This window comes from Microcoleus sp. S13C4, assembly GCF_036700865.1.
Lineage (GTDB): Bacteria > Cyanobacteriota > Cyanobacteriia > Cyanobacteriales > Microcoleaceae > Microcoleus.
The window spans coordinates 60,843-85,404 of record NZ_JAUBPS010000009.1; the positions used below are offsets into that span (position 1 = coordinate 60,843).

The window sequence follows — 24,562 nt, forward strand, 5'->3', positions numbered from 1 at the left end:
TTCTTAAGGGGGATTTAGGGGGATCTAGACTTAGCTACAAGCGAGATTTATCAATGGTTTCAGTCTTAAGTTGTCACCAAGGGGCAGAGCCGGGGAACGAGAGAGGTTCTGCCTCCCATTTCTTGTTCCTAGGCTCTGCCTGGGAACGCCTGTATTTGAGGCTCTGCTTCCCGTTTTAATTACTGTAATTCATAGAGTGCGAAACTCTGCGGTTTAACGGTCAATTTTTGCTCTGAATTTATCTTTTCAGGCAAGCTAGAACCTGAACCCATCCATTTTTCATCAGCAGAGTCTAAAATTTTGTTCCAGTTACCTTGGGGAAGTGCAGCCGTAAAAGCGACCTCTTGCCTGTTGAAGTTTAGAATGCAGAATATCTGGCTGTCATCTGTCCACCGACGTAGAAATAAGATTTTTTCGGCTTCAATGCTGGACACTTCTAGATTGTTTTTGTCCAGTTTTTTAAGGGCCGGTATTGTCCGCCGCAGTTGAATCAAATGTTGATGCCATTCCCAGAGGATTTTGTGTTTGCCTTCGGCTTGTTTTTCCCAGTTTAACTTACACTTATTGAAAGTCTCAGGACTCTGGGGGTCTTGAAACTCGCCTCGGCCTTCAAAGATTTTAAATTCTTGTTGTTTATCTTTGCGGATAGCTTCAATTAAGTTTTCGTCCGAGTGGGAAACGAAGTAAAAAAACGGTGTTTCTTCTCCGTATTCTTCTCCCATAAAAAAGAAGGGAATGTAGGGAGAAATTAAGACGGTGCCGGCTGCTAGTTTCAATCCTTCCAAGTCAACTATTTTGGATAGTCTGTCTCCCAAAATGCGGTTGCCGATTTGGTCGTGGGTTTGGGCAAACACCAGAAATTTATGACCCGGTTCATCCTTAACAGAATTGCCGTGTCTCCGCTTTCTGTGGGGGGCGTACTGACCGGAGTAAACAAAGCTTTCTTTGAAGGCTTTTTCTAAGTGTTCGCACTTGCCGAAATCTTGGTAATATCGGTCGTCTTCTCCGGTGAGCAAGGCGTGCAGTGCGTGGTGGAAATCATCGCACCATTGGGCGTCTAGTCCGAAGCCACCGAGTTCTTTGGGACGTATAGTGCGGACATCATTTAAGTCACTTTCGGCTATTAAGTAAAGTTGCCGTCCTAATTCTTGGGAAATATCGGCTGTGGCCTCGGATAGTTCTTGTAAAAAAGGTCTTGCACCTACTTCAAATATTGCTTGAATTGCATCTAATCTCAGGGCATCAATGTGATAGTCTCGAAACCAGTAGAGGGCGTTTTCAATAAAGTAGTTCCGCACTCCGTCACTGTATGCGTCGTCGAAGTTGAGGGGGTCTCCCCAAACTGAGCCGTATTTTGAGGTAAAGTAGGGGCCGAAGTCCCTGAGATAATTTCCTTCGGGGCCTAGGTGGTTATACACTACATCGAGAATTACTGAAATGCCGTGTTCGTGGCAAGCGTTGACGAGTGTTTTGAAGCCTTCGGGGCCGCCGTATGAGTTTTGAACGGCGTAGGGATATACGCCGTCATATCCCCAGTTTCGCTCGCCAGGGAATTGGGCTACTGGCATTATTTCGATGGCGTTGATTCCCAGTTCTTTGAGTCGGTTGAGCTGGGGAATTATTGCTTCAAATGTTCCGGCTTGGGTGAATGTGCCGACGTGGAGTTCGTAAATAATCATTTCGGCTAGCGGCACGCCTTGCCAATTTGTGTCACTCCAAGTAAAAATATTTTCATCTATTACTTGCGACGGAGCGTGTACGCCTTGGGGTTGATATTTTGAGGCTGGGTCTGGTCGGTCGGTTTTTCCTTCAATTTGGTAAGTGTAAAGGGTTCCTGGTTCGATGTCTGTAGCTGTGGTTTGCCAATAACCTTCTGCCGATTGTTGCAGGGGTATCAGGCGTTTTTTTGGGGAAACAATTTGGACTGCGATTTGTTTGAGGGTGGGCGCCCAAACGGTAAATTCACATTGGTTATTGCCGAGGTAATTTGCTCCTATCTTCACTTTGAGCTGTTCTCCTTATAAAATAGGTTGGTAGTTCGATCGCCCGACGCGCTATCAAATGCTTTGCCCTTAACGTTCAGCGCCTGTTTAGACGGTAATATTACTTAATATAACAAACAACTAACTTTAGACAGAGGCATCAAAGGCTAAAATCGTGTAATCCGCAAAAGTAGCGGTTAGTTATGTCTAAATTAGAGCAGGAATCGGCACGGGGGCGATCGCCAAATTAACGGCCTGGAAGCGTTAATATTTCTGGTTGATATTATGTCGAAAATCTACCTAAAGGTAGGTCAAAAATCAGCGCGAGTGTAGATTTTATGGTTATGGCTTTTGGACGGGAAATCTGCTGCAATCTCGACTCGGCGGAGTCTCGGGAGTGGTTGGTCACCAACGGGATCGGCGGTTACGCTAGCGGGACGATCGCAAATCTCCTCACCCGCCGCTATCACGGCTTGCTGGTAGCCGCCCTCAAACCCCCGCTGGGACGCACTTTGATGCTCGCCAAGCTGGACGAGACGGCTGTGTATCACGATCGCGCCTATCCGCTTTATACAAACCGCTGGGCTGACGCGACGATGGAACCCCACGGCTACAAATACATCGAAAGCTTTCACCTAGAAGGCACGACGCCTGTTTGGAGGTTTGCTCTCGCCGACGCTATCCTGGAAAAGCGGATTTGGATGCAGCAAGGTGCTAACACAACATATATTCAATACCGCTTGCACCGCGCCTCACAACCGATCGCTCTCGCTGTCAAAGCCCTAGTCAACTACCGCGACTACCACCACACGACGAGCGTCGGCGACTGGCAGATGAGCCTACAGACCTTAGAACGCGGGGTTTGCGTGACTGCATTTCCCAAGTCTGTACCCCTGTACCTGCTGACGGATGCCGAACCAGAGGCGAATTTTCGAGTTTCTACGCCTTTATACAATTGGCATTACGGATTTGACCTAGCAGCCGAAAAGCGGCGCGGATTGGATTGCTGCGAGGATCACTTGCACGCGGCGACTTTTCACATGACGATCGCACCGGGAAGTTCTCTCACATTGATAGCCAGCACCGAGAAAAATACCGAACTCAACGGCGGTACAGCTTTAGAATCGCGCCACACTTATGACCAACAACTGCTGCAAAACTGGTCAAAAGTGAAAGTGAGCGAATCTCCCGACTGGATCAATCACTTAGTGCTCGCCGCCGACCAATTTATCGTCAGCCGCTCGCTACCGGAGGAACTCGAAGGCAAAACGATCATCGCCGGATATCCCTGGTTCAGCGACTGGGGGCGCGACACGACGATCGCCCTGCCGGGTCTCACAATCTGTACCGGGCGATGGGAAATTGCGCGATCAATTTTGCGGACATTTGCGCGGTATGTCGATCGGGGGATGCTGCCGAACCGCTTTCCCGATGCCGGCGGCGCACCGGAATACAACACCGCAGACGCGACTCTGTGGTACTTTGAGGCAATTCGCGCTTATATCGATGCCACGGGGGACGAGGAACTTTTGAGCGAACTCTGGCCTACTTTATGTGAGATTGTGGATTGGCACATACAGGGAACTCGGTATAACATCCGCCTCGATCCCGATGACGGTTTAATCTACGCGGGCGAAACCGGCGTGCAACTGACTTGGATGGACGCGAAAATCGGCGATTGGGTGGTGACGCCCCGGATTGGTAAGCCGATCGAACTCAGCGCCCTTTGGTACAATGCTATACAAGCTATGGCAAGTTTTGCTCGAAAATTGGGCAAGCCTCACAATGAATACCAGCAATTGGGCGATCGAACAGCCGCCGGATTCCCCCGCTTCTGGAACGCCTCAACTGGTTACTGTTACGACGTTCTCGACGGCCCAGACGGACACGATAGCTCCCTGAGGCCCAACCAAATATTCGCCGTATCCCTGCCCCTAGACTCGATTCCTCCTCACTCGACCAACTCGTTGTCAGCGGGGATGCGCCAGGAAACCCGCTATACACCGTTACTGACGCCCATCCAGCAGCGCGGCGTGGTGGACGCCTGCGCCCAGCAGCTTCTTACTTCTGTCGGCCTCCGCAGCCTCTCGCCCCAGCACCCCCAGTATCGCGGCGCATACGGAGGCGACCAATTGCAGCGCGACAGCGCCTACCATCAGGGCACAGTTTGGGGCTGGCTGATTGGCCCGTTTGTCTTGGCGCACTTACACGTATACAAAAACCCAGCACAAGCGAGCGAATTCCTCGAACCGATGGCACATCATATAAGAGCCAGCGGAGTTGGCAGTCTGGCCGAAATTTTTGAGGGCGACGCCCCTCACTCGCCTCGGGGCTGCACGGCTCAAGCTTGGACTGTGGCTGAGGTGCTGCGGGCTTGGTTGGCAATTAATACTGTGGGTGTTTAAATTAGGAATGTTATGTTTGGTTGAATAGGAGATTTATGGCATTATTATTAGCTGGCGATATTGGCGGAACAAAGACGATTTTACGCTTGGTGGAAAGGAGTGTTAACGGTGAAATGAACCCTGTTTACGAGTTTCGCTACCCGAGCGGGGAGTTTCCCGATTTAGTGCCGATGGTGCAGCAGTTTTTGAGGGAAGCTGCTAGTAAGTTGAATGGGCCGGTTGTGCCAGAAAAAGCTTGTTTTGCGATCGCAGGACCGGTGGTTAACAACACTGCAAAACTGACTAATTTGCCTTGGGTGCTGGATGCGAAGCGTCTGGAACAAGAATTAAAAATATCCCGCGTCAGTTTAATTAATGATTTTGTTGCGGTTGGCTATGGCGTGTGGGGTTTGGATGCTAAAGACTTGCACATTTTGCAAGTAGGAAAACCCCGTCAACACGATCCAATTGCTGTGATTGGTGCGGGTACTGGTTTGGGAAATTGTTTTGGAATTCCCGAAGCAAATGGCATCAGGGTTTTTTCTTCGGAAGGGGGGCACGGTGACTTTGCTCCTCGTTCGGAGTTGGAGTTTGAATTGCTGAAATATTTGTTAGCAAAACACGACATTCAAAGAATATCGATCGAGCGTGTAGTTTCGGGACAAGGGATTGTTTCAATTTACCAGTTTTTGCGGGACAGAAAGTTTGCTCCTGAATCGCCGGAGATAGGGGAAGTTATCAAAAAATGGGAGTCAGAAATCGGTAAAAGCGAAAAGAGTGTCGATCCGGGGGCAACAATTGCACAGGCGGCTCTCAAAAAGTGCGATCGGCTTTCCGAACAAACAATGCAAATGTTTGTAGAAGCTTACGGTGCAGTGGCAGGAAATATGGCTGTGTCACTTCTACCTTATGGCGGTTTGTACATAGCCGGCGGCATCGCTGCTAAGATTTTGCCCCTGATGCTAGAAGGGGGTTTTATGCGAGCTTTTACGCACAAAGGCCGGATGGATTCGCTGTTAGAAATGATGCCGGTTCGATTGGTTTTGAATGACAATGTAGGGTTAATTGGTGCGGCTGTTTGTGCGGCCGGTCTTTAGTCAATAATTGTATGGTGCGTCAGCTTTAAGCTTCTAAATATTTGACGAAATAACGCTCTGATGACGCACCATACTTAGCTAGAGTTATTTCATATTCAAAATCTTCTCAGCAGCACTTTCAGACACCGGCATCACCGATAACCGATTGCCTTTTCTCACCAGCCAAATCTCATCACTGCTAAACTTTTGTTTAAGTTTACCCAAAGATATTAACTTAGTAAATTCTTCAACAAACTCCACTTTTACCGTTTGCCATCGAGGTGCATCAAACTGCGATTTAGGATCATAATACTCGCTTTTTATGTCGAACTGAGTAGGGTCAACAATCCCAGTTTCCACCACGCGGACTAAGCCGACAATTCCGGGTATTTTAGTATTAGAATGGTAAAAAAATACTAAGTCTCCCCGACTCATTTGTCGCATAAAATTGCGAGCTTGATAGTTGCGAACGCCATCCCAAATGCAAGTGCGATCGTGCTTCAAATCCGCAATACTGTAAACATCCGGTTCCGACTTCATCAGCCAGTAATTCATAAAATATCTTTCCGCTTCTGCAACCACAGAGTCAACATCAAATAAACTCTGCGTGTACAATATCATCTTGAGGCACATAACCGATTTGATTGCGGTAAATATTGAAGTTTTGGCGCAGGTTGTCACCGTTGAGAAACACAGCGCCGTTAGTAGTTTTTTCGATGCCTAAAAGCGTCCGCATTAAAGTAGATTTACCCGCACCGCTACCGCCGACTAAAGCCACAAACTGCCCCGGTTCGATCGCCAAAGTGATGTTATCCAAACGCTTCGGAATTACCAGACTGTCAGCATCCAAACGAATTTGATGGCCCGAGTCTTGCATCTGCAACTCACCGCTGCGGTAAGTTAGAGTAAACGGGCCGATCCGAATTGCATCTCCCTCGGACAACTGTACAGAATTTGTCACGCGCTGACCGTTAACAAAAACCCCGTTAACGCTGTGGTCTCGCAAAATATAATTACCGCGACTGTCTTGGTCGATTGTGGCGTGGCGTCTAGAAACAAGCGGCGCATCTAATTGCAGCGAAGCGTTTGGATCGCGTCCCAACAAAACCGACCGATTCTTAAGAAGAATTGACTGCTTGCTAGGGACAGCAACCTGATTCGCCAGCGGATTAAAATAACTCAGCAAAACTTGATTTTGAGGATCGAGACCGATTTTAATTTCTGTGCCGTTTTTCAGACAATAACCGTCATTGGGAGTGATGCGAGTGCGATCGACAAATAAGCCATTAGTGCTCGGCCGCTGCCCGTCACCGTCGTAAATCCAGTAATTATCCCCAATTTGGCGCAAAACAGCGTGAACGCCGGAAACTGCGCGCCAGGGTTCGGGAATGGCTAAATCAGCACGAGTGCGATCGCGCCCCAATACGTGTTGCTGCTGTTTTAACTCTAACTGTAAAACCTCGCCTTGATTGCTTAATACTAAATACGGGCGATCGCTTAAAGCAGTCAGTTGTCCTATATAGCCTGTCATACTTCAATGTGAGTCATTAGTCATTAGTCATTAGTCATTAGTTGTTAGTCATTAGTCATTAGTTGTTAGTCATTAGTCATTAGTTGTTAGGCAGAATAAAACTTTTCTCACTCTCCCACTCTGCCTAAAAAGCAATTTATATGGGTAGAATTTTATTACCTTTTGGCAACAACCGACAAACTGCGAAGCCGATTAATTACCGCCGCCAATTCAAACCGTCGAAACATGGCAAAATCCCCTTCAGGAAAAGGCGATAAAATATCCATCCCCTGCGCGTCAATATCTGCCATCACCAAATCTATGATTTCCGACAAAGTGCGTTTTCCGTCCATGTATTGCTGCTTAGCATAAACCATTGCCGCAGCGATCGCCCTTAACTGTCCGCTGTCCACAATTTGCTCAATAGCACCCAAATCAATCTCCTCAGTTCCGAAAGCCAATTCATCAACATCGCGCACCTTCACCCGCACATCTCGCCGTCCCAGACTCGGATCTAAACTAGCAGGAATCGGCACTCTTTGAGTAATCTCACCAAAATTTTCTCCCCCTTCAGCCGCACGGCTAATCGAGTAATTTATAGCAATTTCTTTAGCTTTTCCCGTCACATCATCTGCTTGAAAATTTTCCATTGCAATCACAGTATCCGCCACATCAAAATAATCACCGCTTCCCCCCATGACTAAAATAGTCGATACGCCGCAATCTGCGTACAACAGTTTAACTTTATCAATAAACGGCGTAATCGGTTCCTTATACTTAGCGATGAGTTCCTGCATTCGGCGATCGCGAATCATAAAATTCGTCGCCGCCGTATCCTCATCAATCAATAAAACAGGCACTAAATCCTGTTCCTTTTTCCTTCTCTCGTGTTCCTCATTCCCTCTTCCTTCTTCCTTCTTCCGACTTCCATCGGACTGACATCCGTTAAATCCGTTACATAATCCGTTGCCGAACTTCCTTCTCCCCACTTCCAAGGCCTCAATAATATTAGCAGCTTGCGACGTGCTACCGCTCGCATTTTCAGTATAAAATTGTGCAGTATCTCTACCTTGCGGCAAGTGGTTAATAAAAGGCGAAATATCAACTCCTGCAACACTTCTGCCATCTTCCGATCTAATTTTTACCGCCGCCGGATTAGTCACCACAAATTCCCGACCATCTCCCGGAATTCGGTTGTAAACTCCCAACTCTATCGCCCTGAGTAAAGTTGATTTGCCGTGATAGCCACCCCCAACAATCAAAGTAAGACCAGCGGGAATACCCATACCGGAAATCAAACCGCGATTCGGACAATTAAACTCAACTTTTAACGGCGGCGGCGACTGAAAAGCCACAGCATTATTTAACAAAGGACGGTTGTCAACACCGCTGCGGCGGGGTAAAATAGAACCGTCAGCAACAAACGCAACTAATCCATTTTGAGCTAACTGCTGCCGCAGCCATTCAGCATCTTCTACAGTTTCAACGTGACGGCGACATTCAGCAGCATTTAAGTTAGCATACTTCAGAGACTTGCTGACAATTTGCGGAATATCTTTGCACAGCATTTCAGCAGCTTGTCGCCCTAAAATACTACGTCCACTCGCTGGAAGTCCGACGGCAAATCGCAGTTCAACTCCTCCTAAATCTTCAAGATCGGATGTATTTGAGGAAATGATAAATGCGGAAGTTCGCTCTAAAACTTCTTGTCCGCAGCGAGTCACTGCAATCATACCACTTTTCCCCGTGCCGCGTTTGCTGCTGATGCTGTGTGCGGCTTTGTCAAACTGGCGAGTTAGGTAATCTCGCAAGGCTATTTCTCGACTGTGAGAGTTGAAAAGTTCGCGGGGAATTTGAGCAATGTTTGGCGGAACTCTGACTCTAAATTTACTGGGAGAAGCAAACGGATCTCCCTGCACGTAATCAATAATTAATGTGAATTCAGAAAAGTTGTAGTTACCTTGAATGTCTTTGTAGGCTTTGTAGCCTCGATTGTCTAGTTGCAGTAAATGCCGTTGTAGACTTTCTTTGTTAGTCATTAGTCATTAGTTATTAGTTGGCAGTTGGCAGTAGTCAGTTGGCAGGATCAATAACAGTCATCATGCCCAATGCCCCATGCCCGATGCCCGATGCCCAATCCCCAATTGCCAATTCCTCATGCTCAATTACCGATTACCAATTACCGAATTTCCAATAATTTAGCCACGGCATTGACAACAATTTGAGCAGAACCGGCGAAAAAAGGTCGATCGATAGTTGCTAATGTATCGCTAGATTGGTGATAGTGAGGCGATCGCAAATTTGCAGTATCTGTCACCAACACAGCACCAATTCCTTTATACCAGAAAGGCGCGTGGTCGCTGCGTAAAACATCAGGAGTCAGCAACCCTTTCAAGGGAACCGGCAGCGCCACCACCGCAGGCAAATCGGCTTTTCCCGACTCCGCAAAACTTTTCAATAGCAGCGGATGTTCCGCATCCCCAATCACAGCGATAAACTCGCCTTTATCGGGAGATTTTACCCCCGATGCTTCTAGAAAAGGTTGCGCTGTCAATCCTTCGGGATATTGCTGGCATCCGGGCGTGTGGCAGGCATAACCTACCATATCTAGGACGATCGCTCCCTGCAAATTTTTTAACCGCGCGTCGCTACCTGTAAATGCTAAACTGCCTAAAAGTCCGAGTTCTTCCCTGTCGAAAAATGCTACTTGCAATGTCCGCGGCGTGGGGCGAGAACCCAGCAATCTTGCTACTTCTAAAACTACTGCCACTCCCGTCGCATTGTCGTCAGCGCCTGGGGAGTTTGGTACAGTATCGTAGTGTGCTGCCACTAAAATTGCCCCGGCGTTTGAGTCAGTGCCTTTTCTCTCAGCGAAGACGTTGATTCCGCGATCGAACCGCTGCAACTCTGCAGACAATCCTAATGTTTGCAGTTGTTTAGAAATGTAATCTCTAGTAAAAGAGCGAGATCCTTCTTCCTCACGTTCTCCTGCTAAAGTCTCAACGTGTTTCCACAACCGGGACGGGTCAATTAGGGGTAGAGAAAAAGCATTTTTTTCAGCAGGAAGCGGTAAGGGAGACGGGTTTTGAGAAGTGTGGATATTGCGATCGATTGAAACTTCCGGTACAGCCGACAACCGCTGCCACGAGTCAGAACGCCAACCCACAGCCGCCACCGCAACCAGAATAAATAGCGCTATCCAAATCAATTGTTTCATCAGTAAGTCTATTTGAGATTTTAGACAGGGCTTACGCACTCCTCACTCTCATCAAGCGGGTTTTTAGCAGGAGGGAGGGTTGCAATGAAGTCTTTCCGTACAACCCGGTTTATCTGTCTAGGACTGTTAGATTTTAGATTTTATCTTGATACCAGAGTGAAAAATAAACGGGTTTCAAAAAATGAAACTAAAAACTCCACATTAGCTGCGGCAGAGGCTGTTTTGTGTTTTTTATTTACCTAATAAAGCAGGTAAAAACCTGTGAATGTCGCCGTCGAAAGTGTATTGCTTATTGCGTCATTCGACCGCGACATTAAATCCTACTAATCCAGGATTCAAAATGCACAAGTCAAAACTCCTTTTTGTCCCACTCAATCTCCTTGTTTTCCAATATCAAGCCGCTGCTGCTGGGAAAAGCATAAGGAATAGTTTTTGCCGAAAATTCAACTATTTGAGTTGGTTGTTGAAACCACTCGGAATAACTGGGATTGAGTTGATCGTACAGTGCTTTTAAAGCTTGAATCTCTGCCTCTAGCTGCGCTGCTGCTTGATTGATTCTCCGAGCTTGTGCTTGCAAGCGTTTTTCCCCGGTTTGAACGTGGTTTTCTACTTCTTGCCAGTGCTGTCCGGCCAGCAATTTGTCTAGTTCACCTTGTTTGTAATTGAGTAAAGCCTGTTTTGGCTGCAGTTGCTTTTCAATATTTTTAGTCTCTCGGTCAATTTCCTGGATTTGCTGCAACCACTGCTCCCCAAAAGCAGCAGTTTGCTGGTGGAACTCAGCAATGGCTTCAGGAGTATTATTTTTGGGAAAACTGACCGCCACTCGGCACTCAGAGCGCTGTACGCCAAGTTTTTCCCGCGACTCTTGCAGGGCGGTAACTTCTGCTTGCAGCGCGCGGACTTCTTTTTGGAGTTCTGGGATGGTCTGACTCATGGGTTCAATTAGGGGACCTCTGCATCGATTTTAGGCTAATTATTTATTTTTCTAACAAATCCCGGTCGCATTCTTGCCGGAAGTATCTAATTTTAGCGCTCCCAGCCGATGTATAGGTATAATGGCGGATAATTTGTGGCAAAATGGCTGATGACATATTTTAAATTAAGATTAAAATGGTAATTAGTTATAAATCTAACTTATTAGCTGGGCAAAAAATATTTACAGATCCACATAAATTAAGGGTGGCTGGGTTTTCCTAGGGTAGAGCAAGTTCGGCTAAAGTTTTTGAGATTTATGATTGCTAAAAAGCTTTATTTAAGATTAGGAAATAGAGCACATGAAAATAATTTTTCAATTAATATTGGGATATTTAGCGGTGGCTATTTTTGGTGTGGAATGTGGCATAAATCCAAAAATATTATCGACAAGTCTAGCAGATGGACATGGCCCTCCCCCTGTAGAAGGGATTTTGATTCTGTCTCAGAAACATAGCTATTTGCGCTTGGCATCTCGCCCCCTTACTTCTATAAGAGCCTCATTATTTTGGGATAAGTTATCCCCAATTGAACCCGTAAATTTACCGATTTACAATTATATACCATCTCAGGATACTCCGCGAAAAGAAACTACTCTTAGGTTAGCCATAATCGGTCATTATCTAGTTTTTATTTGTGTAGTAATCTCATTAGTGATCCGGGGTAAAACAGTAAATAGCTTATCTAAGATGATGGGGTTAATCAAAGCCAAGTCTGAAACAGTGAAGAACAAGTTACCAGAAGGAGAAAAAGTGTTGTATCCAAAAAAAGAACAGGATATCTGGGATACTATTGCCCAAATGACCCAAGATTTGCAGCAAACTGCCGAATATGCCCTCGATATTTGCGAGGAAATGAACGTCTCGATAATTGCTACCACCCCAGGCGGTCATATCCTGTCGTTAAACCAAGCTACCTGTCAACTTTTGGGATACTCTAAAAAAGAGTTGTTAGGTAAACCCATAGCCGGAATTTTTAAGAAAACTGAATCACCTGCGCCCGAGTTAGAAGTAGTAAATTTAACAGCGGAAGGTTCTGTCCGCAACGTCGAAAAAGTCTACCTTTCCAAACAGCGAAAAAAAATAATTGTACTGCTTTCTATTTCAATTATTCGCGACGGCAAAGGCAAGGTCAGCGGTCAGTTGTACATAGCACAAGATATTACCGATAGCAAGCGGGCGGAAAGAAATTTGCGGCGCAGTGAAAAAAAGTTTCGGCAACTGATAGAAACTGTTAATGCTGTGGCATTTATCTATCACCGCCAACAGTTGCGCTATGTCAATGCTCAGACAGAAGCTCTGACAGGATATACTCGCGAAGAATTGCTAGCATTGGATTTATACGACTTAATTCATCGAGATTTTCTAGAAATAGTTAAAAAATGGGGTATCTCCCGGCAAGCGCGCTCAAGTGCAGGCTCAAAATATGAATTAATAATAGTCACGAAAACCGGAGAAATGCGCTGGATAGAAGCAACTGTAGATATTATTAAATTTGAGAGAAAAGCGTCAATATTAATCACAGCTTTTGACATCAGCGATCGCAAATTAGCAGAGTTAGAACTAGAAACATCTCTTTCGCTGCTTCAAGCAACCATTGAATCTACTGCTGACGGCATTCTGGCGGTTGATAGTGTAGGAAAAGTTCTCACTTTTAACCGCAAGTTTGCCGAAATGTGGCAGTTGCCGGATTTCCTGCTCGATTCGAGAGATAACAAGCAAATTTGGGAGTTCGGAATCAACCAGTTAAAATACCCGGCAATATTTCTCAACCGTGCTAAAGAATTGTCCGATCGCCCCGAAGCAGAAAGTTACGATATCATCGAGTTTACAGATGGCAGAATCTTGGAGCGCTACTCGTTGCCGCAGCGCACGGGAGGCAAAATTACGGGTCGAGTATTCAGTTTTCGGGATGTAACGGAACGGGTGCAATCCGAAGAAAAACTACGCAAAAGCGAAGAACGCTTTCACCTGCTGACGAGGGCGACAAATGATGCCGTATGGGATTTTGATTTGTTAAAAAATGAGTATTGGTTGAGTAAAGAGTTTGAAAAAGTTTTTGGATACAAACTCAACGAAAGTCAAACGATAGAATTAGAATCGTGGTGGCTAAATATTCATCCCGAAGAACGGGAAAGAGTGATGTTAAGCTTCACCGAAGCAATGAACTCAGACGCTCAATGTTGGTCGGAAGAATACAGCTTTCACCGTGCAGACGGGGGATATGTTTTTGTGCTCGATCGGGGCTACATCATCCGCAATGAAAGTGGCAAAGCAGTACGGGCACTCGGCACGATGATGGACATTACTCAGCGCAAGCAAGCTGAAGAAATTATTCGCTATCAAGCTGTTTACGACCAACTCACCGGTTTACCGAACCGGATACTTTTTAACGAGCGGCTGCTGGCGTCCTTAAAACAAGCTAAACAAACCAAAAAAATGTTAGCTGTGATGTTTTTAGACTTGGACAGGTTCAAAAAGATTAATGATACACTAGGTCATGCTGCGGGCGATCGCCTGTTAGAATGTTTTGCCGGACGCATCAGCGACACTTTGCGATCGACTGATACGGTTGCCCGCTGGGGAGGCGACGAATTTACCATACTGCTTCCCGATATCAATTGCTTAGAAGATGCAGTTAAAACAGCTCAAAGAATACTCAACAATTTAAAGCCAGCATTTAAACTAGAAGGACAACCGTTTCATGTTAGCAGCAGCATCGGCATTGCCCTTTATCCAGATGATGGTGAAGATGCCGAAACTTTAGTCAAAAATGCCGATGCCGCCTTGTACCGCGCTAAAGAAATGGGAAGAAATAACTATCAGTTATATACTTCAACAATTAATCCCCAAGGCAGCCATTTACTAACTATAGAACAGAGGCTGCACGAGGCTTTAGAACAGGGAGAATTTGAGGTTTTCTACCAGCCAAAAGTCAACATTACTACTTGGAAAATTCAGGGCATGGAAGCCCTGCTGCGCTGGCAACATCCACAATTAGGTTTAGTTACTCCCGCTACATTTATTCCGATCGCCGAAGATAACGGATTAATTGTAGCTATAGGGGAATGGGTGCTGCAAACAGCCTGCACTCAAAATAAAGCTTGGCAGGATGCTTTGCAGCCAGATTTGCGGGTAGCAGTCAACGTTTCGGCTCGGCAGTTCCAGCAATTTAATTTAGTACAAATGGTAGCTAAGTGCTTGGAAAAAAGCGGTTTAGCACCCAACTATTTAGAGTTAGAAATTACCGAGACTACAGCCATGCAAGATGTGGATTATACCACAAAAGTTCTCCGGGAGTTGCAGAATATGGGAGTGCAAATTGCGCTGGACGATTTCGGCACGGGTTATTGTTCTCTAAATTATCTCAAAAAGTTTCCCTTGAATATCTTAAAAATAGATAAATCCTTTGTCAGCGGACTGACGACTGATCCGTGCGAACGGGCGATCGCCAAGGCTGTAGCGACGCTGGGGCGAGATTTGAACTTGAGCGTAGTAGCAGAAGGAGTAGAAACTAAAGAGCAGTTGGAGTGTTTGCGCGAACTCCACTGTCAAGAAATTCAGGGTTATTATTTCAGCCCTGCCCTCTCGGCTGGCGATGCTAGCAAACTGTTGGTAAATTCTCTGTTGAGTAAAGTAAAAATTGCTTAATGAGTCATTAGTTATTAGTTATGGTTCTTGACCGCGAATCTTAGTCTCGCGACTTATTTTCCTCCGCTACACCCCCAACATCATCACTGCTAAAGCGCTGCGGCGAGCCTAAGTTGTCGGGCAATTCGTTAAGATTGTTGCCCAAAGCGTGATCCAGCGCTTTAACTTGAGAAATTGTCAGCTCAGGGGCATCAAGTCCTAAATCCCGCCACCGCAGTTAAAAGCTTAGCTAGGTTAGGGACAGAGCACGGCTTCGTGTGCTTAATGATGGTCGATCGCGATCGCCCCCCGCTCCTTAAAAATTAAAATAGTGTGCAGAATGACGGACTTGTACCCAAAGACAGACGAAAATATCCCTACCCTGAAATATATAAGTTGTCTATGCAGCCGATTCGCACATTTAACGTTTCCCCGTCCCTACCAGCAATCCTCGAACCGCTACGCAAGCTTGCTTACAACTTGCACTGGGACTGGAACGTTGATACCAAAGACCTTTTCCGCCGCCTCGATCGAGACCTCTGGGACTCCAGCAACCAAAACCCAGTGCTGATGCTCGGAACCATATCTCAAGAGCGACTGCAAGAAATGGCAGAAGACGAAGGCTTCATTGCCCAAATGAACCGAGCAGCCCAGCAGTTAGACGATTATCTCAAAAATCGGGCCTGGTACCGCAAACAGCGCGGTACAGAGCAGAAAGAATGCTACGCTTACTTTTCGATGGAATTCGGCTTAGTTAAAGCCCTACCCATCTATTCCGGCGGTTTGGGCGTGCTCGCGGGCGACCACCTCAAATCAGCTAGCGATTTGGGATTGCCCTTAGTCGGCGTTGGTTTGCTTTACCAAGAAGGCTATTTCTCGCAGTATCTAAACGCCGACGGGTGGCAGCAAGAACGCTATCCGCTCAACGATTTCTACAATATGCCACTCCACCTGGAACGCAATCCTGACGGTTCGGAATTGCGGATTGAGGTAGACTATCCCGGCCGCAAGGTGTACGCCCGGATTTGGCGGGTACAAGTGGGAACGGTTCCTTTGTACCTAATGGATACAAATATTGAACCTAACAGCCGCTACGACCAAGATATTAGCGACCAACTGTACGGCGGTGACAAAACCCTGCGGATGCACCAAGAAATCATGCTGGGCATCGGCGGCGTGAAAATGCTCAAGGCCCTGGGCTTGACAGTCACTGCTTATCACATGAATGAAGGGCACGCGGCTTTCATGGCTTTGGAACGCATTCGCATGCTGATGGAGGAATATCACCTGAGTTTTGTGGAAGCGGAACAGGTGGTAGTTTCGAGCAGTATGTTTACGACTCACACGCCTGTGCCTGCTGGGTTTGACTTGTTCGAGCCGGATATGGTGATGCACTATCTGGGTCAGTATCCCAAGATTTTTGGCTTGTCGCAAGATGAGTTTCTGGGATTGGGCCGGGAGAATACTCGCGATTTGTCTGGGCCTCTGAATATGGCTATTTTGGCTATTAAAATGTCGAGTTTTGTCAACGGGGTGGCGGCTTTGCACGGTGTGGTGTCGCGCCCGATGTTTCAGGGGTTGTGGCCGGGTTTACCGCAGGAAGAGGTGCCGATTACTTCGATTACGAATGGGGTTCACGCTCGCAGTTGTGTGGCGAAGTCTACTCAGGAGTTGTACGATCGATACCTCGGCCCAGACTGGGAAATGACCGGTAAGGACGATCGTCTCTGGGACAGGCTTCCGTCGATTCCTGATGAGGAATTGTGGCGCAATCACGAACGCTGTCGATCCGAGTTGGTGGTGTTCGCACGGGAGTGGCTGCAAAAGACTTTGCGCGAGCGGGGTGCGGCCCAAACGGAAATCGAAAACGCGCGGGAGGCTCTCGATCCGAAGGTGCTGACGATCGGGTTTGCACGCCGCTTTGCTACTTACAAGCGGGCGACGCTATTTTTGCGTGATGTCGATCGAATTATGCGGATCATGCGGGACAAAAACCGCCCCGTGCAGTTTGTGATTGCTGGGAAAGCTCACCCGATGGATATTCCGGGTAAGGAATTGATTCGGGATATCGTTCACTTCATCCGCGAGCACGAGACGATGAGTTCGATGGTGTTTTTGCCGAACTACGACATTAACGTCGCTCGCATGATGGTGTCTGGCTGCGATGTGTGGCTGAATACGCCGCGCCGCCCGCGTGAGGCTTCCGGTACTTCCGGGATGAAAGCTTCGATGAATGGTTTGCCGAATCTGAGCATTCTTGACGGATGGTGGGATGAGGCTGATTATGTTCGTACCGGTTGGCCGATCGGACATGGGGAATTTTACGAAGATACTAAGTATCAGGATGAGGTCGAGGCGAATGCTTTGTATGACTTGATGGAAAAAGAAGTTGTACCGCTATTTTACAACCGGGATACTGATGGAATTCCCCGCGGTTGGACGGCGAAAATGAAGGATTCTATTCGCTTGAATTGTCCTTTGTTCAATACTGCTCGGATGGTGAAAGATTACGCGCGGCGGGCATATTTCCCGGTGAGCGATCGATTCTTCACGATGACTTCGGATAATTGCGCTCCCGCGAAGGAGTTGTCTCACTGGAAGAAGCACGTTCTCGCGAAGTGGCACGATATTAAGATTGAGGCTGTTGATATTTCCCAGGATAAGGAAGTTAAGGTCAATCAATTGATCGCTGTTAAATCTCGGATTAATCTGATGGGATTGACGCCTGCGGATGTGCAAGTCGAACTTTATCAAGGTTCGGTTGATGCTAACGGAGATATTGTCGGTGGCGTGCCGGTGGTAATGGAGTATTTGGGGGAAGATGCTAACAATGCTAGCCTTTATACGGCTGATATTACTTATACTTCTAGCGGTTTGCAAGGTTTGTCGTTGCGGGTTTTGCCCAAGCACGACAATCTCAGCAGTCCTTATGAAGCTGGCGTGATTCTCTGGGCACATTAAAAGAAGGAAGAAGGAAGAAGGAAGAGGGAAGAAGGAAGAAAGAAGAAAGAAGATTCTCCCCCTGTCCCCCTCTCCCACTCACTTTCCCATTCTCCGACTCTCCTTATCTTCCTTGGGGAATGACTATGTAGCCGATTGTGCGATCGCCCAATACCAAATTCCGCTGTATTCCCAGTACCACCAGTGACCGCGTATATAAGCGTACAGCAAGGCATCTAGCTGGTCTTCTAAGGCTTTGAGGGTGGCAACACTGGTGGGGATTTCGGGGAGGTTTGAACCACAGATGAATGCTGATTCTTATGCAGGATGTTTGCAAAATTCAGATTGGGTTCGAGGATTGATCAATATCTACAATATACTGGCAGAGTTTCATCAATTAGAGTTGACATTCTGCCAGTTTTCCTTTTTGGTGGCGTTGCTGAATACAGGTATAAATTCACGATTTCGGAATTTTTATAAGCCCAGTATGGTGAGTTTTGTAACTTCAGATAAAAGTTGATTCATACCGTAAATCAGCAAAGCCCAGAATCTATATCCCTCAATATGAAACCCGCCGAGCAAAATAGTGATACCACAATAGTCACACTTTTTCATACTGCTATAGCAATCCTCGCATCATTTGTGAATTTCTTACTCCCTCCCCTTGATAAGGGGAGGGTTGGGGTGGGGTAAAAAGTTTACGACTCCTGCAAGGATTGCTATATTTCATAAAATTGAAGGTAGCCTTGAGAAACCTCTACTTTAGCTTATTTACCTACACCCGCTGGCTGCTGACGGTTTCGCACTTCCAGAAAAATCAACAAAGCATTAACATCAGCCGGATTTACCCCACCAATTCTGGCAGCTTGGCCAATCGTCAGCGGTTTCACCTTAGCCAACTTTTCCCGCGATTCTTTGGAGAGAGTTGTAATTGCCATGTAATCCAAATCTGCCGGCAATTGTCGGCGTTCGTGTCTGATAATTTCATCAATTTGATTTTGCTGTTTTTGCAGATAGCCAGAATATTTTATGTCAATTTCCGCACCCTCTTTCTCAGCCAACTTCAGACTAGAATTGCCTAAATTGTAGCGTTCCAAATCCACATAATGAAAACCAGGACGACGCAACAAATCAGCAAGAGTAATCGAACCTTTAATCGCTTGTTGAGTGCCAGCAAAAATTGCCTTGCCAACTTCCTCGTGCTCTTTCACCCGCGTCGAGTACAAGCGTTCCTTCTCTGCCACAATATTAGCTTGTTTGCGATCGAACAACTCCCACCGGCGATCGCCAATCAAACCAATTTCCCGTCCCAGCGGAGTCAAGCGTTGGTCAGCATTGTCCGATCGCAATAATAGCCGATATTCCGATCGCGAAGTCAACATCCGGTAAGGTTCCCGCAAATCCTTCGTACACAAATCATCAATCAAAGTCCCGATATAACTTTGCTCGCGAGGAAACACAATCATCTCCTGATTTTTCGCAAACCGAGCCGCATTAATCCCCGCCACAATCCCCTGTGCAGCCGCCTCCTCATATCCAGTCGTACCGTTCACCTGACCCGCGCAAAACAGCCCTTCAATCTTCTTAGTCATCAGCGTTGGAAAGCACTGAGTGGCCGGCAAATAATCGTACTCCACAGCATAAGCAGGGCGCATCATCTCGCACTTTTCCAAACCCGGAAGAGTCCGCAACATTTGCAATTGCAAAGTTTCGGGTAAACCAGTCGAAAAACCTTGGATATAAAGTTCAGGAATATCCCTACCTTCCGGTTCAATAAAAATCTGGTGACTTTCCTTATCCGCAAACCGCACAATTTTATCTTCAATACTCGGACAATAGCGCGGCCCCTTCGCATCAACCCAGCCGCCGTAGACTGGAGAAAGGTGCAAATTATCTCTAATTAACTGGTGAGTTTCTGGCGTAGTTCTAGTTAGGTAACAAGGCATTTGTTCCCGTTCGATCCAAACTTCGGGGTCGAAACTAAACCAGCGAACCTCTGCATCTCCCGGCTGCGGTTCCAGGTTAGTGTAATCGAGAGTACGTTTGTCAACTCTTGCCGGAGTTCCAGTTTTTAACCTGCCAGTTTCAAAGCCCAAACGATTGAGAGTTTCCGTCAAACCAACGGCTGCAAATTCTCCCGCACGTCCGGCGGGCATCGACTTATTGCCTACCCAAATTGTGCCACCTAAAAAAGTGCCTGTGGTCAGAATTACTGCTTTGCATTCAAAAGCGACGCCAAAGTATGTTTCGACTCCGATTACTTCTTCGTTTTTGCCCAAAACTAAGTCTGTCACCATCGCTTCTCGGATGGTCAAATTCTCTTGGTTTTCAACAATATTATTCATCACGGCGGCGTATTCCCGCTTGTCAGTTTGGGCTCGCAGGGCCCACACTGCGGGGCCTCGTGAAGAGTTGAGGATGCGCTTTTGTAGATAAGTGCGATCGGCCATTTTGCCAATTTCCCCACCTAACGCATCAACTTCGTTAGTAAGTTGGGTTTTAGCCGGGCCGCCGACAGCCGGATTGCAAGGTTGCCACGCAATTTTGTCGAGATTGAGGGTGAGGAGAAGGGTGCGACAGCCGAGGCGAGAAGTGGCGAGGGCGGCTTCGCAGCCGGAGTGCCCGCCACCTACTACGATGATGTCGAAACTGTCTTGGAATTGTACTGGTGTTTGTGCGGTCATGGTCTGCGTTTGAGCGGCAAGGACTCGTACTTGATTTTAGCAGTAATGTCGATCGTTTTGCGATTGGGTTTTTGGCAAAAATATTGGTGGGGGATTTTTAACCGCAGATGCACGCAGATGAACGCGGATGGATGTCTGGCTTAATCTGAATTTGGCTGGTTGATTAGGCTCAAATTCAGGCAGATTAATCGAGATTAACATTATGCGAGATTATTCGATCGACAGCCAGCCACCAAAAGAGCAAAAATACCACGACCTTGTTAGGGCCCGAAGGCACTTTGAAATGTTTAGAACTTCCAGATACAAGCGAGGCGCTGTCAGGAGTATTCCCCCTCGAAATGCTAGGAATTGCACACGACTTCAACAATCAAAGATCGGATATTTTGCAGATAGACCAGACAGAAAGCCCTCTCACAAGTAGGTAAATTTATCCCCAACAGCTACCAGATTACCTACATCTTCTCTATTCTTCCTTCGCGTCCCTCGCGACGAAAGCGGTTCAATCATTCCGTACAATTGCCGTTTTGCGTTATGTTAGACAAAAAAATCTCAACAAGCGTACACAAGTGAAATACTTCTTCTTATCCGACGGCTGGAAAGTAGGGCGCGTCTGGGGTGTAGGCGGCGAGTGGAGTCACGCCGCCTGGAGACGCCAGCCAGACATCCAACAGCTCAACCTCTGCCTTTGCGATCGCAACGAAAAAATGTGGCTCTACCGCGTAGAAGACGCTGTACTCATGGTAGAAGTCCAACCTGCAGTCTCTCCCGATCCTGCCGATCCCGCAAAAAATATCGGCAACGTTAAGCTCACCAGACTGATCGATGCCGAGCAAGTCCTCGAACGCCTCGGGACGATCGCCGCCCGCTGCGAAATGGGCAACCCGCAACTAATGTAATGTCCAACATATTGCAATCGGTTCTAACACTCGATACACTTCTTTAAATAACTTTCATTTTTATGCCTCCACCTTTGAAGGTAGATGGCAGTCGGCAAAAGGCAGAGTTTAAACCCTGCAGGTAACTGCTGGGGATTGAGAATCTGATTTTTCCGTAAAAATAGACATCATCACTTACACCTTGGAGAACCGCAGTCAATGGGACTACCCTGGTATCGCGTACACACAGTCGTCTTAAATGACCCAGGCCGATTGATTTCTGTACACTTAATGCACACTGCCCTCGTGGCAGGTTGGGCCGGCTCAATGGCCCTTTATGAATTAGCAGTTTTTGACCCTACAGACCCAGTTCTGAACCCGATGTGGCGTCAAGGGATGTTCGTGCTCCCGTTTATGACTCGCTTGGGAGTTACGGGTTCTTGGGGCGGTTGGAGCATCACCGGCGAAGGTAACGTTGATCCGGGCTTCTGGTCCTTTGAAGGCGTCGCCGTCGCTCACATCATCCTCTCGGGCCTGCTGTTCTTAGCAGCAGTTTGGCACTGGGTATTTTGGGACTTAGAACTTTTCAGAGACCCTCGCACCGGTGAACCAGCCCTCGACTTGCCAAAAATGTTTGGCATTCACCTGTTCCTCTCCGGCTTGCTTTGCTTCGGCTTCGGCGCATTTCACCTTTCGGGACTTTTCGGTCCGGGAATGTGGGTTTCCGACCCCTACGGCCTGACCGGTCACGTCCAGCCAGTGGCACCTGCTTGGGGCCCTGAAGGCTTTGACCCGTATAATCCGGGTGGCATCGTGGCTCACCACATTGCAGCGGGCGTAGTCGGCGTAATTGCCGGTTTGTTTCACTTGACAGTGCGGCCGCCGGAACGTCTTTACAAAGCCCTGCGGATGGGGAATATCGAAACTGTACTTTCTAGCAGTATCGCTGCCGTGTTCTTCGCAGCCTTTGTGGTGGCGGGTACGATGTGGTACGGTTCTGCTGCTACTCCGATCGAACTTTTTGGCCCGACTCGCTATCAGTGGGACAGCGGCTATTTCCAACAAGAAATCGATCGCAGAGCCCAAGCTACCTTGGCCGGTGGCCAAGGCTTCCAAGAAGCTTACGAACAAATTCCTGAAAAATTGGCTTTCTACGACTACGTGGGCAACTCTCCTGCTAAAGGCGGTTTGTTCCGGGCCGGCGCGATGGTCAATGGCGACGGTATTGCCAAAAGCTGGCTGGGCCATCCAGTATTTACTGACAGCGAAGGTCGGGTATTGTCGGTTCGCCGCCTCCCCAACTTCTTTGAAACTTTCCCAGTGATTTTGACAGACAAAGATGGGGTCGTTCGCGCTGATATCCCCTTCCGCCGTGCTGAATCAAAATACAGCTTTGAACAAAGCGGAGTTACCGTCAGCTTCTACGGTGGCGAACTTAACGGTCAAACCTTTAATAATCCTCTAGATGTTAAGAAGTTTGCTCGCGCTGCTCAAAAAGGTGAAGTGTTTGATTTCGATCGTGAAACCTTGAACTCTGACGGGGTGTTCCGCACTTCGACTCGTGGTTGGTTCACTTTCGGACACGTTTGCTTTGCTTTGCTATTCTTCTTCGGCCATATCTGGCACGGTTCTCGGACTATTTTCCGCGACGTGTTTGCTGGAGTTGAGGCTGACTTGGAAGAACAAGTCGAGTGGGGCTTGTTCCAAAAACTGGGCGACGTGACCACCAGAAGAGAAGAACCTCTCTAAATTTCGCCAGCCTCTGGGTAGGGGGGAAACTTCCCCGCTACACAAAAACCCGGTTTCTTGAAGAAACCGGGTTTTTTTAGTTAATAATAAAACCAGTAATTAAGATAAAATAATACGGCAAGGGAAGATAGGGAAAATTTAACATGGAAAGTGTTGCTTACATTTTGATTCTGGCTTTAGCCATAGGCGTACTATTTTTTGCGATCGCCTTTCGGGAACCTCCCCGGATTGGCAAATAATTAGCTATACGCCTCCAGCAAGTCCAAAATATCTTGAACCGGACTGCGGTTAGCCCGCATCATAGTGATCTAATTTGGTGCGGGACTATTTTACCGCTGATTGCTAAGTCATTTTTCTAGTCCAGCCATTCATCAGACCCCGCGCGGTTAGATGAGTGGCAATTTGCTGGCAATGCCTGTTAAAATCAGCAATCATGCGCTGTTCCTCCTGCCAACACACAAATAGTCGCGTTCTAGAATCGCGTTCAGCCGAATCAGGTCAAAGCATCCGTCGGCGGCGCGAGTGTTTGAGCTGTCAGCACCGCTTCACAACTTACGAACGCATAGAATTTGTGCCGATTACAGTGATCAAGCGGGATGGCAAGCGCGAATCTTTTGACAGGTCAAAATTAGTGAGGGGGCTGGTTCGGGCCTGCGAAAAAACTGGTTTGTCTTCCGGGCATCTCGAAACCCTGGCAGAAGAAATCGAGGCCCAACTCCAAGGTCGATCGCTCCGAGAAATCGCCAGTTCAGAAATTGGGGAACTGGTGCTGTTGCACCTGCGCCCGCTCAGCGAAGTCGCTTATGTCCGTTTTGCCTCGGTATATCGGCAATTTCGAGGCATCCGAGATTTTGTAGACACCCTAAATCACCTTCAGAGTCCCCTCAATGAAACTGAAGAGTCAGAAACGGGGTCGGATTTTGACGCAGATTTGGCGGATTCGGATGCAGCCGATCGAGAAAGCCCAGCATCCTGCGCTACTCCCAGCTAAGCTCGCTTAAATTAATTTATAGAAATATTCTGGGAGATTGAAAACCTTGTCGCGAGGAAGGCCGGGAGGAATAGCGACTCAAGGGACTCTCATTCGAGCGAGTGTTCTTTTTTCTCAGTAAGAGTGCTGGGTGTGATATGATCGTCATCGGTCTAAAATAGAGTATAACTAGACAACGTAAAAACTTAACTGGATTAGTTGAGTGCGTAGTCACACCTAACGGTGTTGCAGTTTAGGAAAGCTCGCATTTGAACAAAACCTAACTAAAGATCGGTGACTAATTAAATACGGTAGGGCATACCGAAATTTACGCTTCTGGAGAAACCGACCTCTACTTAGACTGGAGTAATCCTGTCGCCAGCAAGTCGGCTCGTTGAATGAAGAATCTCAGTTTATTTATACCTGAGAGTGTCAAAATAGTCTACTTGACTCGGAATGTTAAGATTAAACGTTTTAACACAGAGTATGGAGTAACAGTAATGGCAAGCGCTGGTGTGCAGTTGCACCCAGCAAAAGTTAGCAAAAACTGACTTTAGTAAAAGATTTTGAAAAA

At 47.2% G+C, this 24,562-nt stretch carries 15 protein-coding genes; 8 read left to right on the forward strand and 7 right to left on the reverse strand.

Going from position 1 to position 24,562, the window contains the following annotated elements; all coding sequences use genetic code 11:
• Positions 1–179: 179 nt before the first annotated feature.
• Positions 180–2,003, reverse strand: a complete 1,824-nt coding sequence (gene treZ, locus QT996_RS06390) for a malto-oligosyltrehalose trehalohydrolase (protein WP_333045322.1) — start codon at positions 2,001–2,003, stop codon at positions 180–182.
• Positions 2,004–2,320: 317 nt separating this feature from the next.
• Here treZ and QT996_RS06395 point away from each other — a divergent pair, with 317 nt between their 5' ends.
• Positions 2,321–4,387, forward strand: coding sequence for an amylo-alpha-1,6-glucosidase (locus tag QT996_RS06395; protein WP_333045323.1), 2,067 nt, complete (start codon positions 2,321–2,323; stop codon positions 4,385–4,387).
• 35 nt (positions 4,388–4,422) lie between these two features.
• On the forward strand, positions 4,423–5,463 hold the full coding sequence (locus QT996_RS06400) for a glucokinase (protein WP_333045324.1): 1,041 nt from the start codon (positions 4,423–4,425) through the stop codon (positions 5,461–5,463).
• Positions 5,464–5,547: 84 nt separating this feature from the next.
• Here QT996_RS06400 and QT996_RS06405 read toward each other — a convergent pair whose 3' ends face one another.
• From QT996_RS06405 to QT996_RS06425, 5 genes are all read right to left on the reverse strand, one after another.
• A complete protein-coding gene (locus QT996_RS06405; protein ID WP_333045326.1) occupies positions 5,548–5,997 on the reverse strand; it encodes an EVE domain-containing protein in 450 nt (149 codons plus the stop codon).
• A 37-nt stretch (positions 5,998–6,034) separates the two neighbouring features.
• Entirely contained in the window at positions 6,035–6,973 is a 939-nt protein-coding gene (locus QT996_RS06410; protein WP_333045327.1) for an FHA domain-containing protein, read from the reverse strand.
• Between the two features lie 155 nt (positions 6,974–7,128).
• Positions 7,129–8,991 carry an ABC-ATPase domain-containing protein gene (locus QT996_RS06415; RefSeq protein ID WP_333045328.1) on the reverse strand — a complete coding sequence of 621 codons (1,863 nt, stop codon included), beginning with the start codon at positions 8,989–8,991 and terminating at the stop codon, positions 7,129–7,131.
• 140 nt (positions 8,992–9,131) lie between these two features.
• Positions 9,132–10,169 (reverse strand): M28 family peptidase, encoded by a 1,038-nt coding sequence (locus QT996_RS06420; protein WP_333045329.1) that lies wholly within the window; start codon positions 10,167–10,169, stop codon positions 9,132–9,134.
• Between the two features lie 349 nt (positions 10,170–10,518).
• Positions 10,519–11,103, reverse strand: coding sequence for a hypothetical protein (locus tag QT996_RS06425; RefSeq protein ID WP_333045330.1), 585 nt, complete (start codon positions 11,101–11,103; stop codon positions 10,519–10,521).
• 340 nt (positions 11,104–11,443) lie between these two features.
• Here QT996_RS06425 and QT996_RS06430 point away from each other — a divergent pair, with 340 nt between their 5' ends.
• Both QT996_RS06430 and glgP read left to right on the forward strand, forming a co-directional pair.
• On the forward strand, positions 11,444–14,791 hold the full coding sequence (locus QT996_RS06430) for an EAL domain-containing protein (RefSeq protein ID WP_333045331.1): 3,348 nt from the start codon (positions 11,444–11,446) through the stop codon (positions 14,789–14,791).
• A gap of 381 nt (positions 14,792–15,172) precedes the next feature.
• Positions 15,173–17,731, forward strand: coding sequence for an alpha-glucan family phosphorylase (gene glgP, locus QT996_RS06435; RefSeq protein WP_333045332.1), 2,559 nt, complete (start codon positions 15,173–15,175; stop codon positions 17,729–17,731).
• Between the two features lie 746 nt (positions 17,732–18,477).
• Here the strand turns inward: glgP and mnmG are convergent.
• Positions 18,478–20,394, reverse strand: a complete 1,917-nt coding sequence (gene mnmG / locus QT996_RS06440; RefSeq protein ID WP_333045334.1) for a tRNA uridine-5-carboxymethylaminomethyl(34) synthesis enzyme MnmG — start codon at positions 20,392–20,394, stop codon at positions 18,478–18,480.
• Positions 20,395–20,960: 566 nt separating this feature from the next.
• Between mnmG and QT996_RS06445 the strand changes: the two genes are divergently transcribed.
• The 4 genes from QT996_RS06445 to nrdR all read left to right on the forward strand — a co-directional run bounded on the left by QT996_RS06445 (position 20,961) and on the right by nrdR (position 24,009).
• Complete coding sequence (locus QT996_RS06445; RefSeq protein ID WP_333045336.1) at positions 20,961–21,290, forward strand: hypothetical protein; 330 nt, start codon at positions 20,961–20,963, stop codon at positions 21,288–21,290.
• Positions 21,291–21,488: 198 nt separating this feature from the next.
• Positions 21,489–23,018 (forward strand): photosystem II chlorophyll-binding protein CP47, encoded by a 1,530-nt coding sequence (gene psbB, locus QT996_RS06450; protein WP_333045338.1) that lies wholly within the window; start codon positions 21,489–21,491, stop codon positions 23,016–23,018.
• 143 nt (positions 23,019–23,161) lie between these two features.
• Positions 23,162–23,257, forward strand: a complete 96-nt coding sequence (locus QT996_RS06455) for a photosystem II reaction center protein T (protein WP_006635641.1) — start codon at positions 23,162–23,164, stop codon at positions 23,255–23,257.
• A 194-nt stretch (positions 23,258–23,451) separates the two neighbouring features.
• The gene (gene nrdR / locus QT996_RS06460; protein ID WP_333045369.1) at positions 23,452–24,009 is read left to right on the forward strand and encodes a transcriptional regulator NrdR; all 558 of its coding nucleotides are present in this window, start codon (positions 23,452–23,454) and stop codon (positions 24,007–24,009) included.
• Positions 24,010–24,562 lie beyond the last annotated feature (553 nt).